Genomic DNA, 13,872 nt, shown 5'->3' on the forward strand with positions numbered 1-13,872 from the left:
ACGTGGACGCCGCCCTCCGGGTCGGCCGTGGAGAAGAGGCACACCAGCTTCGTGGACATGCCCAGCGCCTCGAAGGTCTCGTGCAGCGCCGTGCGGACATGCATCCGGTCCACCGGCCGGAAACACCGCGTCGGGTCAGGAATTCTGCTCTTCCCGCTGGCGCAGCAGGACCAGGACCGCGCCACCGATGACGACCAGGCCGATGGCCACTCCGGCGATCAGCGGGCTGATGGCGGAGCCGCCGGTCTCGGCGAGGTTGGTGCCGGGGGCGGTGGTGCCGCCCACCGAGGCGGGGCTGGGCTCGTTGCGGACCTGGGCCGTCTGGGTGGTGATCGCGCCCTGTGTCTTGCAGTCGAGGACGCCGGTGAAGCGGTGGCTGAAGCCGTGCGGGCCGGTGATCGTGAAGTCGTAGGCCTGGTCCTCCTGGAGCGGGACGGTCACCGTGCGGGTGGCGCCCGCGGGAATGGTGTGCTCGATGCCCATCAGCTCGAAGGTGAAGGGCTCGTCGCCCTTGTTGGCCGCGAAGATGTCCAGGCCGCTCTTGGCGCAGTTCTTCCCGGCCGAGACCGCCGGTATGGCACCTCCGGCCGCCCAGGCCGCGGTCGCGGTGGCCGAGACCGTGGATTCGCTAGAGCCGGCCAGGATCTGGGTCTGGCTGTGGCTGTCCGAGGCGAAGGCTCGGCCGACCGGCACCGTGGTCGACGCCTGCACGGTCAGCTCCGCCGAGCCGTTGGAGGCGTCCTCGGGGATGTCGAAGTACAGCCGGCTTCCGTTCTGTGCGGATGTGATGACCTTGCCGGTCCTGTCGGTGATCCGCACCCCGCTGGTGGCCGCGTCCGCCGGCGGGGTCACCGTGACCCCGGTCGCGTTGGTGTGCACGGTGACCGGACCGAGCACGTCTCCCGGGCGGCCGGAGAGCGCCGGCGGGTCCAGGGTGAGGGAGGCGTGGGGCTCACCGATGTTCCGGGCGCTCTTGTCCAGGTAGTCGGCGAGCTTCTCGGCCTGCGGGTCGACGGCGTCGACCTTCGCGTGGTCGGAGTAGCGCCAGATGGCCACCTGGGTGCCGGCCGCAGCGTCCTGCTCGGTCAGGGTGCCGACGCCCGCCCGATGGGCGAGCGCGGCAAGGTCGTTGACCTGGGGGTAGGAGTTCTGCAGGATCCAGCCGATCCTGCCGGCGTCCTTGTTGGCGCCCAGCGAGGTGCCGCTCCAGGAGGTCTCCTCATAGTGGGCGTCGCGCTGGGTGGGGTTGTTCAGGTCGATGCAGTACGTCTGGAGGGTGCCGCCGCCGTCGACGGACATCTCGAACAGACCCGCCTCGACACGCTGGTCGCCGCCGACCTCGTGGATCACGGCCTCGCCGTACGTCTTGAGACCCTCGATCGTGGACGTCGCCCCGCCCTGTGTCTGCGGTGCCCCGTCGGCCACGGCCGTACCTGCGCCGGACAGCACGCCGGCCGCCATGAGGCCGGTCACCGTCGTGACGGCGGCCAGTCGGGCCGCTCCGGCGGAACGGCGGAAACCGTAGAACGCAGCAAGCACAGAATTCCCCTTCGAGCAGGACCCGTTGGACGTGGGGGACGGTCCCACCAGCAGAATCAGCAGCCCCTAGGGGCACGCCCGGCATCCTATGGATCAGGCGCAGTCTCTCCTGCCGGTCGGATGATCCGATGGGCGATCCGATCCGCAATCGTTATCGCCGGGACCGTCCGCGAGCTGGGCATATCGATAAATCGATCGGTTCGTACCGGGTGTTCGTCAACCGGCTTGCCTGGACCCGGCCCTGTTCCTCCGTCAGATCGCCGGTCTCATGTCACCGCTGCCTACACCTCTGCATGTTGAGGCGTGTCCGCCCCGCCCGGCGTTCCGGTGGGCTGTGGTGTCTCCCAGTTCGGCTCCGGTCGGGCCGCCGTCGGCGGTGTCTCCGGTTTGGCCGTGCGCTGGAAGGCAGCCGTACCGCGCGCGAGGTCATGACCGATCGCCACGGCGTCGATGTCCGCCGAGGACCACTGCTGCTGCCCTTCACGGACCTCGGTGCGCACCTTCAGCCGGCCCTGTACGACGACCGGCTGGCCGACCTCCACGCACGCGGCCACGTTGACCGCGAGCTGCCGGCCGGCCCACACCGTGAAGAAGTTGGTGTGCCCGTCCGTCCAGGCACTCTTCTCCCGATCCCAGTAGCGCTGGGTCACCGCCAGCCGGAACCGGGTCGACGGGCCTGACGCCGGTTCCCTGTAGACCGGCTGGGTCGCCACGTTGCCCACTACGCAGACCATGGTCTCGTTCATGTTCTCGCTCCCCTCCACCGCCCGGCCCTTCCCGGCGGGCGGACGCGTACGGGCCGTCCCGTACGGCTGTGCCTGTGCTGTGTCGCCGATCGCGCGCACCGTCCGCCGTCCCTCCGGCCGGACCCGTCGTGCGATCGCCGCGAACCCAGACTGCCTCCGCCGGGCCGGACCCGCTGAGCGCTGTGGACGACCACCACACCTGTGGAAAACCCCGCCACCCGCCCGGGTGATCCTCGCCCCCGGCACCCGTCCGGGGGATCCTCGCCCCCACCGCCCGCCCGGCCGATCTTCGCCCCACGCCGCCGTCCCCACCCCAGAGACCGTCGTCCGCCCCCTCCTCGCCTCCTCGCCTCCCCGCCTGCGCCCGCCCGTGGCTGCGGCCCGGCCCCCGAGCCGCACCGGTCACCCCGAAAAACCTCCGAGGGGCCCCGGGATCGCCCCGGGGCCCCTCGCGCTCACACCTGACCCGCGCCGGCTCTCACCCGACGCCGGCCCCACTGCGCGCGACGCGCCCGTACTGCTCCCGTACCTCCCGGTACCGCAGCAGCTCCGACGCCACCGGATCGAGCACCCGGGCCCGGCCGCAGCTGGCCGCCGACTCCCTCAGACGCCGTTCCGCGTCCTGGCCGTAGCGCCTGGCCGGGCCTCTGGCCGCCATCCGGCAGCCCCATTCCACCAGCGGGCCGCCGATGATCCCGCACAACATCAGCAGAACCGGCACCCCGAGGTTGGGCGCCATCACACCGGCGATCTGGCCGACCAGCCACACACCGCCCACAACCTGCAGCAGGGTCATCGCCGCCTGGACCAGCACCGCCGCCGGCCACCAGCCCGGCCGAGGCGGCCGGCCCGGTGGCAGCCCGGCCCGTGCCGCCAGGTCGTCCAGTGCCTCGGGCAGCCCCTGCGCGCCGCGTACGGCCGCCTCCCGCACCGCCTGCGCCCAGGGCGTCGGCAGCCCGGCCGAGGCCCGGTCGGACACCGTACGGACCGCCTGTTCCACGCGCTGCCGGGCCGTGGCCTCCTCGTCGGGCGGCGCCGTCCGTACCGGGATGCGGCCCGTGTTGGACTCGCCGCGGCACCGGTACCAGCGCCACAGCCGCAACCACGGCGTACCGCAGGCGCGGTTGGCGTTGCGCAGCCAGGCGCGCTCGGCGGCCTCGCCCGCGGCGGTGGCGCCCACCGCGTCCGCGAGCCGGGCGGCGAACTCCTCGCGCGCCTCCTCGCTGAGACCGACCCGCCGACCGGTGGCGTACACCGTGCGCAGCCCGGCCGCGGCGGCGTCCACGTCGGCCGACACCCGGCGGGCCGCCGCGCCGCGCTCGGCCACGAACTTACCGAGCACTTCCCGCAGTTCGCCGACACCGTCGCCGGTGAGGGCGGACAGCGCGAGCACGGTGGCGCCCGGTTCGCCGTGCTCGCCGAGGGCGATGCCGTCCTCGTCCAGGAGCCGGCGCAGGTCGTCCAGGACCTGGTCGGCCGCCTCACCGGGCAGCCGGTCGACCTGGTTGAGGACGACGAACATGACCTCGGCGTGGCCGGCCATGGGCCGCAGGTAGCGCTCGTGCAGCACGGCGTCGGCGTACTTCTCCGGATCCACCACCCAGACCACCGCGTCGACCAGTTTCAGGATCCGGTCGACCTGCTTGCGGTGCTCCACGGCAGCGGAGTCGTGATCTGGCAGGTCGACCAGGACCAGTCCCCGCAACTGAGCCTCGTTGTCCGGGTTGTGCGCCGGGCGGCGTCGCAGCCGGCCGGGGATGCCGAGCCGGTCGATGAGGCCCGCCGCGCCGTCGCTCCAGCTGCACGCGATGGGTGACGCGGTGGTCGGGCGTCGTACGCCGGTCTCCGAAATGGCCACTCCGGCGAGGGCGTTGAACAGCTGCGACTTGCCGCTGCCGGTCGCGCCCGCGATGGCAACGACTGTGTGCTGACCGGACAGCTTGCGCCGGGCCGCCGCCTCGTCCAGTACTCGGCCCGCCTCGGCGAGGGTATGGCTGTCGAGCCGGGTCCTGGACAGCCCGACCAGCTCGCGCAGCGCGTCCAGCCGGGAGCGGAGGGAGCCGTCGTACGCCAGCGGGACGGGGGCCGGGCTGGCGTTGGAGCTCCGGCTCGTGATCTCCAGAGCCGAGACACGCTCGGCGGTGTCGGACTCCGTGATCCGCCGGGCGATCAACCCGTCGTCCCAGGGCACGCCGGAGGAGGCGGGATCGTTGTCCTGGCTGGGAGCGGGGCCGGGCGTCGCCTCGGGCGCGGAGCCGGCGGGGGTGGGGGCGGGGGCCGAACTGCCAGGAGTCAGGATGCTTTTGCGGCCCTCGGGGGTGGTGGGTGTAGTGGGCGTGGCGGGCGTACTGGGCGTGATGGCCGGTCGGCGCGACGGCGGGTACGGGGGGTACGGCGGGTACGGCGAACGCTGATGCGGAGGCTGTACGGCGGCGTCGGCGCCCCTCTCCCGCAGGGACGCGGCATGGCTCCCACCGCCGCTCCCACCGCGCTCCCGGGCCGGGCCCCCTCCCCTCGCACTGCCGAGTTCCCCGGCCCCACCGCCCTCGTCGGTTGCGCGAACCTCCCCGGTTCCGCCCGCCTCCACGGCCGCGCAGCCGGGGCCGGGCTCCCGGCTCTCGCGGGGCACCTGAGCTCCGCCGGCCCGCGAGGATCCGCCAGTCTCCTCGGGGCCGCGGACTGCGCGCATGTCGCCGGTCGCGTCAGTCCCTCGCGTCTGCCACATGCCGCCGCCCTCGGGCGGCCCACCGACTTTGGCCGCTCCATCGGCCTCCCGGACCCCAGCGGCCTCGGCGACCCCACCTGCCTGCCGCATGCCGCCGGCCTCCGCGGACCCGCGGACCCCCGACATGCCATGGATCTCCTCAGCCTCATGGATCTCCCGGAGTCCGCGAGTCTGCTCCCTCCCGCGGATCTGCTCGGCCCCATGGCTCTCCCGCCCGCGGATCTGCTCCGCCCCATAGACCTCCCGCATGCCGCCGGCCCCCTCGACCCCGCGGGTGTCCCGCAGGCCGCGGGTGTCCTCGGCCTCGCGGGCCTCCCGCGCGCCGGCGGTCTGCTCGGTCCTGCGGGCTTCCGACGTGCCGCGGGCCTCCGGTGCCACGTCCTCGTCGCGCACGCGCGCGTGCCGCGTGCGCTCCGGGTCCGCGCTCCGGATGTCTCTTCCACGGCCCGGCAACGAGGCGGACCGGGGGCCGATTTCGACCTGCGGCTCGCCCACGCGCGCGTGGCGCCCGTACGCGGTGTCGGGGGCCGCCTCCCCCGGCATGTCCTCGGTCAAGGCGTCGGGCATGTCGGCAGGCTCCCGGACGGCGGGGCTGACCGCGGAAGCGGTGGTGTAGGCAGAGAGAGGAGCGGGAGGGCCGGCGCTGGGAGCCACTGGAGCACCTGTGTACTCGGCCTGGCTCCCGTGCCCGACGCCGCCGCCGTCCCGCGTACGATCCCGCTGGATGGCCTCCGCGCGGTCGCGCCTGCCGGGACCGTCGCTGGACTCGCCGGTGCCCAGACGCTCCGGACCGTCGCCCGTCTCGCACTCCCCCGGTTCCTGCCCCGACCCGCGCGCGTACCCGTACCCGTGCCCGTGCTCCATGTAACCGCTGCGCTCCCTACGGCCGATGTGCTCACCGTGGTCGGTGTCCCCCACGCGGTCCGAATGATCTCTTTGGCCGTACTGCTGCGGTGGTTGGCGGAAATGGTCAACGTGGTCCGTGTGGTCCGTGTGGTCCGTGTGGTCCGTGTGGTCCGTGTAGTCCGTGTGATCCGTGTGGTCCGTGTAACCGGTGTGGTTGTGGTCCCTGTGGCCTGTGTGGTCCGTGTGGTCGTGGTCAGTGACGGCGGTCACCGGTCACCTCTCCTTCTGCAGTACGGACAGCGCGGCGATGAGTTCGGCCTGGGGTTCGGGATGGACCTCCAGGGCGTCGAGCGGGGCGAGGCGCCGCTCGCGCTCGGCGTGCAGGACCCGGTCCACGTGCTCGATGAGCAGGCGTCCGGCCCGGTCGCGCAGCCGGAGCGCGCCGTGGGCGCCGATGCGTTCGGCGAGTCCCTCACCCGCGTTGCGCGCCCGCCGTCCGCCGAGGACTGCGGTGGCGACCAGGGCGGCGACCGCCTCGGCGTCGGGCGCGACCGTGCGCTCCAGTTCACGCGCCTCCTCCTCGGCGTACTCCTCCAGCTCGCGCCGCCAGCGCCGTACGGCCAGCCCGATGCGGTGCTCGGCGCTCTCCGAGGAGGCTTCTCGACCGGCGAGGCCGGGGGCGTCGGCGGCGGGCTCCTGGCGCCAGGCGTCGTCGATGCGTTCGTCGGCGGCGGTGACGGCGCACACCAGTACGGCCGCGAGGCTCTCCACGAGCGCGTCGAGGAGTTCCCCGGCGGTGCAGTCGAGGGGGTAGGCGCGCCAGCGTTTGAGGGCGTCCCCGGCCAGGACGGCACCGGACTGCAGACGGGCCCGCACGCGCGCGTGCTCGTTGTCGTAGGTGGTGTCCACCACGGAGGTGAGCCGCAGGGCGGCAGCGTACTGGGCGGCGGCGGCGCCGGCCAGTTCGGGCATGCGTGATTTGAGCGAGTCGAGGAGACCATGGACCGTACGGGCCACGACGTGCTGCCGGGCGGCTGTGTCCTGGGCGTGATGGACGAGCCAGCTCCGCAGGGGTGCGACGGCGGTGGCGGGCAGCAGACCGGCGCCCCAGGCGGACTCGGGCAGCTCGGGCACGGTGAAGCGGGGCACCTCGCCGAGGCCCGCCTTGGTGAGCAGGGCGGCGTACTGCCGGGAGACCTCGGAGACGACCTGGTGGGGTACCCGGTCCAGGACGGTGACCAGCGCGGCGTCGTACTCCTTGGCGGTGCGCAGCAGATGCCAGGGGACGGCGTCGGCGTAGCGGGTCGCCGTCGTGACCATGATCCAGACGTCGGCGGCGCAGATCAGCTCGGCGGCGAGGACGCGATTGTCGGCGACCAGCGAGTCGATGTCGGGCGCGTCGAGGAGAGCGAGCCCGCGCGGAAGGGTATCGGCGGTCTCCAGGCGCAGCACGCGCGCGGGATCCTCACGGGCGGGGTGCAGGAGATCCTCGAGGGGGTCCTGGTGGGCCGACCACACCCGGGTCAGCTGGGGCAGCACACGCACGCCGCTGAACCAGTGATGATCCTCCGGATGGCAGACGAGGACCGGTGTCAGGGTCGTCGGCCGCAGCACCCCCGCCTCGCTCACGCGCCGCCCGACGAGGGAGTTGACGAGCGTCGACTTGCCCGCGCCGGTGGATCCGCCGACGACGGCCAGCAAGGGCGCCTCGGGTTCCCGCAGGCGGGGCACGAGATAGTCGTCGAGCTGCGCGAGGAGCTCGTCGCGGTTGGCACGCGCGCGTGCCGCCCCGGGCAGGGGCAGCGGAAACCGTGTGGCGGCGACACGGTCGCGCAGAGCGGAGAGTGTGTCGAGCAGCTGAGGCCGTACGTCCAAGGTCACCACATGCGAAGAATGCCCAATTTTAGGGGAATTCTGAAGCATATAGACATGTCTGTGCGCCGAGAGGATGGAACGGACGGAAGGAACCATTGGGACACGGGCGCAGTCCAGGCATAACGAGTGCACAACACCCGGCGCGTCGAACGACCAAAAACGGTGCACGAATCGCACCTGCCTGCGATTATCAGACCGCTTCACCGAACCTCCACATCGAGCCACGGAGGGGAAGCGACAGGGTCAAGGATCGGGGAGCTCTATCCTTGTCCCCGGCAACGTCACGGACCGTCCGGATCAGGGCACCCGACACGAAGCCGCCACACCAGGCCCCCGTAGCTCAGTGGATAGAGCAGGCGCCTTCTAAGCGCTTGGCCGCAGGTTCGAGTCCTGCCGGGGGCGCCACTGACAGCCCTCCCGTTTGGGAGGGCTTTTTGCTGGTCAGAGCCGGTGTGTTCGCACACAGAAGAGCGCCGAACCGCCCCCGGTGGTCGCGGGGAGGGTCCGGTGCTGTCCGGCTGTCACCGGGCTTCTGCGGGTGGCTGCGGCAAATACGCGGCGAAGTTCCTCCGAGGCGCTCGGGCGGCGTCAGGCAGCACGGAGAGATCTCCTCGGGCCAAGCCCCCTGCTCCTTCGTACGGCGGCGCGCTCCACCTGGACGCCACAAACGCCCGCTCAACGGTGTGTGGGTCGACGGCGTACGGGATGGGAGCTGGCAGGGTGGTGGGAGAGCAGGGCTTCAAGCCTGGCCGAATGAGGGTTGCCCTGAGAAGTGGTGTACGGGTTCCCACCTGATCCGGGCGTTTGGCTTGGCGTCGGAGTGAGGTCCCGGATATGAGAACGGCCACCGGCTGATCTTCGAGGTGTCGAAGCTCGAAGGAGATCAGCACGATGACCGCACCCGAGAGTCTGCCCCTGCATGCCCTCGCCGAGGACGATCTCGCTTCGGCGAGTCCCGATCTGCTGCGCGCGATGGTCAAGACGTTCGCCGACGCTCTCATGTCCGCCGAGGCCGACGCCCTCTGCAACGCCGAATACGGGCAGGTCAGCGACGAGAGGGTCAACCACCGCAACGGCTATCGCCCGCGTGAGTGGGACACGCGCGCCGGTACCGTCGAACTCGCCGTCCCCAAGCTGAGGCAGGGCAGCTGCTTCCCGCACTGGCTCCTCGAACGCCGCCGCCGGGCCGAACAGGCCCTCATCTCGGTGGTCGCCACCGCCTACCTCCTCGGGGTCTCCACTCGCCGGGTCGAGAAACTTGCAGACGCGGCGACATGACTCGCGGCTGAAGTTCCTACGCCGATCTACCTCCCTGCCTCTCTGTGGCCACGGGGCGACACCAGAAGACCGACTCACACCAACGGCTGACAGCTTCAAGCACGAACGGCAACGATCGGCGCCGACCGCTCGTCGAGGGTCACGGACGGTGGCAGTGTGGGAGATGTGAACGCTGGGCACAGCTCGGCCGGTGTGCGGCAGCTGCGGGGGCCAAGGCGCGCGTTGCTGTTCGTTCCGATCGGTCTCATCGTAGTGATCACCGCAGTCGACCAGCTGACCCCCGAGGACATGCATCTCGGTCCGCTGCTGGTGATCGCCCCCGCGCTCACCGCCATGTTCGCCGACGCATTACTCACCGGTCTGATCGGCCTCCTGTCCGAAGCGGCAGAGGCAGACATCGGCTGGCACTTCGGCGCACTGTTCACACGCAACGTGCTGTTCCAGCTCCTCGCCCTGGCCGTGCTGTCAGCTTTGTGCGTGGCCTTCTGCGTGATGCGTGAGCGACGCCTGCGCCAGCTGGCCAAGGTGCGGTCGGTTGCCGAGGCCGCGCAGCATGGCCTGCTGTGGCCGCTGCCGGAGCGTATGGGGCCTCTGCAGATCGCCTGCCGGTACTTGGCCGCCGAGGACGAGGCGCAGATCGGCGGTGACCTGTACGCGGCTGCCCGCATCACCGGCGGGGTGCGCATCATGATCGGAGACGTCCGGGGCAAGGGCCTGTCTGCCATCGGTGAAGCCGCCCTGCTCCTCGGGGCTTTCCGTGAGGCCGCCCACCGGCACGCCACGCTTCCCGATCTGGCCGCCACGCTGGAGCAGAGCGTGACCCGTTACCTGGCCGACTTCGAGCCGACCGCGGAAGCCGGCGAGCGCTTCGCGACCGCGCTGCTGCTGGAGCTCCCCGACGAAGACCACATCATCCGGATGATCAGCTGCGGCCATCCCCCTCCACTGCTGCTCAGCCCGACCAGCATCCTCACAGTCCCCAACCTGCATCCCGCGCCACCACTGGGAATCACGGGAGCCGGTCCAGATGCCTACATCGTCGACGTGGCTGCCTTCGAGCCGGGAGACACACTCCTGCTCTACACAGACGGCGTCATCGAAGCCCGCGACGCCGACGGCCACTTCTACCCGCTTCAGGCGCGGGCCGCCCAATGGAACAGGGCCAACCCCGCTGCGCTGCTCCACCGGATCCAACGCGATCTACTCGCCCATACCCACGGACGTCTCAGCGATGACGCCGCTCTTGTCGCCCTTCACCGTCAGCTCGACAACAACCACCGGCACCGCCACCATGGCCGCGTCGTCACGTGAACCCAGGTGAACGTCCCGGTATCAGCCTCGCTGGACGATCAGCAGACTCGGAAAGCGTGCACTTCCAACGGCTGACAGCTCTGGGACGCAGGAGGGCTGAGAACACGGCAGAGAGCCACGCGTGAGGGGGTGGGTGCGGGGCCCTAAAGGGGGCGGCGCCCGGTGACCGCGCCGCCCGGGTCGTCCAGCAGGGCGATGCGGGCGGTGATGCGTTTGCCGACCGGCTCCCGCTGCGCTTCGAAGCCCTGGCAGACCGCCATGACGATCTCCAGGCCGTGCTGGCCCACCCGGCTGGCATCCCCGGTCCGGGCGAGGGGCAGCACCGGGTCGGAGTCCCACACCACGACCTCGACCGTGTCACCGGCGATCCGCAGGTCCAGCAGCACCGGCCCCGGCGCGTACTTGACGGCGTTGGTGACCAGTTCACTCACCACCAGCTGGGTCAGGTCCATGGCGCGCTGCGAGACCGGCAGGCCGTGCTCGGCCTGGACGCGAGTGAGGAAATCGGCAGCCAGATGACGGGCCTCGGCGATGACCCTGCCGGTCCCGTCCAGGGCCACCGTGGTCTGGATGACCCTTTCACCCGGCGTGGTGCCGTCCTCCCCCACAGGGACTGATTCCATCGCGGCCACCCTCACCCCCCCATTCACACCACGCACATATACCCGCACCGGGGACGGTGACGCGACCTTCGTCTCACCCAGGCATCGCCCCGTGCGTTCAGGGCAGCGATACCCGCAGGGGGAAGCCTGTGCCAGGGTCGCCGACATGGCTGAGGAAGAAATGGCGGACACCTAAGACGCGATACCGGCGGGCGAACTGTCAATCGCCGCATCCGTCACCGACGGTATCCACGTGCTGACCGTCGCCGGGGAGATCGACCACCAGACCGGTGACATCCTCGCGCAGGCCCTCGACGTCTCCGACGCGCCCCGGCCCCAGGTTGTGGTGGACCTGGGGCAAGTCACCTTCTTGGACTCCAGCGGCATCAACATCCTGATCACCGCCCACCGCACCCTCACCGAGGCCGGCGGCTGGCTCCGCCTGGCCCAACCCCGCCCGGCCGTGCAACGCGTCCTGTACCTAGTCCCACCGTTAGTCACATGATCAACGACTTCTGTTAGGGCCAGTGAGATCGCCGCAGGCGTCCCGCGCCTTGAGCAGGGCACGGTGGGCCCTGAGACGGCAGCGGAAACGCTGCGTGAGCTCGGCTGTACGGTCGAGCCGCCTGCCGGCCTACGTCGACGGCGTAAACCGACTTGCCCGGGCTGGAGCGCTCGTAGTGGCGGATGATCTGGCCGGTGGGGCGGTCCGGGCAGGACAGGCGGTTGAGACCGTGGCAGGTGAGGACGCCGCGAGACGGCGATCACCCGCTCGGTTGGGTGTGCGCCACGTGGTCGATCCACGGCACCAGTGGTGCCACGCTGACGTACACCCCGATGTCGTCGACGCGGCAGCTGGGGCCCCAGCTGATGATGCCGGTGATGGTCGTCGCCGCAGGTGTCGCCAGGACGGGGCCGCCCGAGTCGCCGGTGCAGGTATTCCGTGTGGCCCCGGGAGTCGGCTGGGCGCACAGCTGCCACTGCGGGCGCGGCGCGATGCCGAGATCGCGTTGGGCGCGTACACAGCGCTGCGGATCGGTGAACCGGAGGGCCACTTCAGAGCGCCGGCAGGGGGCTACGCCACCGTAGCCGTCTCGTCCCCAGCCGAATGCCGTGCCCGTGGCCGGCACGGATGATGTTCCGGGTGGGAAGCCGAGCGGGCGGCACGCGGACAGAGCCGGCCAGGACGAGCAGCGCTGCGTCCACGGAGCGATCCGGGTATGCCAGCGTGCGGGTGACGTGCGCGCGTTGGCCGGTGACGGGCGCTGTGTGGCACAGGTTGTCAGCCCCGACGACCGCGTCGATGGACCCGTCGCGGCGGCCGCTCAGGCAGTGCCGCGCGGTGGCCGGAGGGGTGACCCTCCGCGCCGGCAGCCCGCCGGCCCGGCCCGCCCGCGGATCACCAGCCCTTCAACGCCTGGCACCTGCGTCCACGAGGCCAGCCACTCCTGTGCAGTCCGGACGTCACTCGTCTGGGGGCACAGCGTCCACCGCGTAATCAGCCCAGGCTCGCTGAACAGACGCGCTTCGGCCTCTCGCGTCGACGTCCGTACGGCTCACCGAGCAACTCCTGCCCGTCGGCTTGCAGGACATCAAAGGCGATGAAGTGCGCGGGCAGCTCCTCGGCGAGTCGTACGGCTGTCCGGCCGCTGGAAGCGGCACGGCGCTGCAGCGCCTCGAAGGACAGCTGCTCGTCGGCCCACACGCCCAGTTCGCCATCGAGGGCTAGGCCATCAGGCAGATTCCCGGCGGCCTGGCTCCGGTCAGGAAGGCGCCCCGACGGGACTGAAGAAACGCCGAGCCGTGAACGGGACTCGGGGTGAAGAGCAGGGCGCGGTAGCCGTCCTTCTCCAGACTCTGATGTGTCTCATGAGACGTTTCCTGCCGACCGCAGCCGTGCCAGGCGGTCTCAGCGGCCGATCGTCTCGGTCGAACGCCGAAGTCAGGTGTCAGCACTTGCTTCGTGCTCGGGGCCTCCGCCTGTGCGATGTCGGCGGTGGTAGGAGAGGGTCACGGCGCCGAGCAGGGGGCCCCAGGCGATCAGGGGCAGGTAGAGGAACCCGATGACGGCGTTGCCGAGCGGGGTCAGGTCGGGATGCGGTACGGCCCACCAGAGTAGAAAGGGACTCCACAGGGCGGTCAGCACGACGGCGCAGATGCCGCCGACCAGGGTGACAGCCGACGGGTGGACTCTGCGACCGCCGATCCTCGGAACGAAGTGTGGGATCACCTCGCCCCGCGGCCGGACCAGGGCGAGCGTGAGCAGTGCGAGTGCCTCGATGGACAGGCTCAGGCCGATCAAGCACGCCGCGCCCCACCCGGTGGCATCCAAGGCCTTGTAGCCGGCCTCCGTGTATCCGGCCGGGTTGCCGCTTGCCAGCAACAGACGCCAGACGCCGGTCGGCAGCGCGGCCGGCGCGACGAGGTGAGCGGCCCGGACCGCCCAGCGGGGCGCCGGCGAACGGAGGGGAGTGTCCCGAGTGACCATGAGCATCAGCATGTCCGTGTGGTGCCGTGGCAGCATCGGTCCTGAGAACAGTTGCCGGGGCCGAACCTGGTAGGAGGCAGCAACAGCGGCCTCATCCGCGGCGCGGATTGCCCCTCCTCCTGAAGTGGCAGGGGTGGACTCAGCACGACCGGCATGACGTCGCGGCTGCGCAGGATCGACCAATCCGCCCGTTCCTGGAGGCATGCCACAAACGTGCCAGATCGAGCGGGGAACGAAAGGGAATGACGGTGCCTCGCAACCGAACCAAACGAGATCGACCCCCGGCCAAACGTGCTGGTCAGGGGCCGATTCCCACAAGCGTGGCGGCGCCAGGATTCGAATGGGGGACACCTGGGGGAAGCAAAACTAGGTCAAGGGGCCTCCGCAGGGGCCCATGACGGCCAGATGAGCGCCGCCTCAGGAGTTCTTTCGGGACGCTCGGGGACCAGTCTCACCTTGCCT

At 71.0% G+C, this 13,872-nt stretch carries 10 protein-coding genes, 1 tRNA gene and 2 pseudogenes; 4 read left to right on the forward strand and 9 right to left on the reverse strand.

The window, feature by feature from the left end; all coding sequences use genetic code 11:
• Positions 1-135: 135 nt before the first annotated feature.
• From ABZ919_RS15600 to ABZ919_RS15615, 4 genes are all read right to left on the reverse strand, one after another.
• Complete coding sequence (locus ABZ919_RS15600; protein WP_361248017.1) at positions 136-1,461, reverse strand: Cys-Gln thioester bond-forming surface protein; 1,326 nt, start codon at positions 1,459-1,461, stop codon at positions 136-138.
• Positions 1,462-1,820: 359 nt separating this feature from the next.
• On the reverse strand, positions 1,821-2,285 hold the full coding sequence (locus ABZ919_RS15605; RefSeq protein WP_361247637.1) for a single-stranded DNA-binding protein: 465 nt from the start codon (positions 2,283-2,285) through the stop codon (positions 1,821-1,823).
• A 478-nt stretch (positions 2,286-2,763) separates the two neighbouring features.
• Positions 2,764-5,010 carry a YfjP family GTPase gene (locus ABZ919_RS15610; RefSeq protein ID WP_361248019.1) on the reverse strand — a complete coding sequence of 749 codons (2,247 nt, stop codon included), beginning with the start codon at positions 5,008-5,010 and terminating at the stop codon, positions 2,764-2,766.
• A 1,119-nt stretch (positions 5,011-6,129) separates the two neighbouring features.
• Positions 6,130-7,740 carry a dynamin family protein gene (locus tag ABZ919_RS15615; RefSeq protein WP_361247639.1) on the reverse strand — a complete coding sequence of 537 codons (1,611 nt, stop codon included), beginning with the start codon at positions 7,738-7,740 and terminating at the stop codon, positions 6,130-6,132.
• Between the two features lie 320 nt (positions 7,741-8,060).
• On the opposite strand from ABZ919_RS15615, the gene ABZ919_RS15620 reads away from it, so the two are divergent.
• From ABZ919_RS15620 to ABZ919_RS15630, 3 genes and pseudogenes are all read left to right on the forward strand, one after another.
• Positions 8,061-8,136: transfer RNA gene (locus tag ABZ919_RS15620), tRNA-Arg, on the forward strand.
• Between the two features lie 486 nt (positions 8,137-8,622).
• Positions 8,623-8,991 (forward strand): annotated as a pseudogene (locus tag ABZ919_RS15625) (transposase); the annotation flags it as partial.
• Positions 8,992-9,231: 240 nt separating this feature from the next.
• The gene (locus ABZ919_RS15630) at positions 9,232-10,320 is read left to right on the forward strand and encodes a PP2C family protein-serine/threonine phosphatase (RefSeq protein ID WP_361247640.1); all 1,089 of its coding nucleotides are present in this window, start codon (positions 9,232-9,234) and stop codon (positions 10,318-10,320) included.
• Positions 10,321-10,463: 143 nt separating this feature from the next.
• Here the strand turns inward: ABZ919_RS15630 and ABZ919_RS15635 are convergent, their stop codons facing one another.
• The gene (locus tag ABZ919_RS15635) at positions 10,464-10,943 is read right to left on the reverse strand and encodes an ATP-binding protein (RefSeq protein ID WP_361247642.1); all 480 of its coding nucleotides are present in this window, start codon (positions 10,941-10,943) and stop codon (positions 10,464-10,466) included.
• Positions 10,944-11,145: 202 nt separating this feature from the next.
• Between ABZ919_RS15635 and ABZ919_RS15640 the strand changes: the two genes are divergently transcribed.
• A complete protein-coding gene (locus ABZ919_RS15640) occupies positions 11,146-11,427 on the forward strand; it encodes an STAS domain-containing protein (protein ID WP_361248021.1) in 282 nt (93 codons plus the stop codon).
• Between the two features lie 124 nt (positions 11,428-11,551).
• Here the strand turns inward: ABZ919_RS15640 and ABZ919_RS15645 are convergent.
• From ABZ919_RS15645 to ABZ919_RS15660, 4 genes and pseudogenes are all read right to left on the reverse strand, one after another.
• Positions 11,552-11,671, reverse strand: a pseudogene (locus tag ABZ919_RS15645) (IS481 family transposase); the annotation flags it as partial.
• A gap of 15 nt (positions 11,672-11,686) precedes the next feature.
• Positions 11,687-12,208, reverse strand: a complete 522-nt coding sequence (locus tag ABZ919_RS15650; protein WP_361248023.1) for a trypsin-like serine protease — start codon at positions 12,206-12,208, stop codon at positions 11,687-11,689.
• Between the two features lie 212 nt (positions 12,209-12,420).
• On the reverse strand, positions 12,421-12,627 hold the full coding sequence (locus ABZ919_RS15655) for a hypothetical protein (RefSeq protein ID WP_361247644.1): 207 nt from the start codon (positions 12,625-12,627) through the stop codon (positions 12,421-12,423).
• 237 nt (positions 12,628-12,864) lie between these two features.
• The gene (locus ABZ919_RS15660; protein WP_361247646.1) at positions 12,865-13,410 is read right to left on the reverse strand and encodes a hypothetical protein; all 546 of its coding nucleotides are present in this window, start codon (positions 13,408-13,410) and stop codon (positions 12,865-12,867) included.
• Between the last annotated feature and the right edge of the window lie 462 nt (positions 13,411-13,872).

It is taken from the genome of Streptomyces sp. NPDC046759, from assembly GCF_040645475.1.
Lineage (GTDB): Bacteria > Actinomycetota > Actinomycetes > Streptomycetales > Streptomycetaceae > Streptomyces.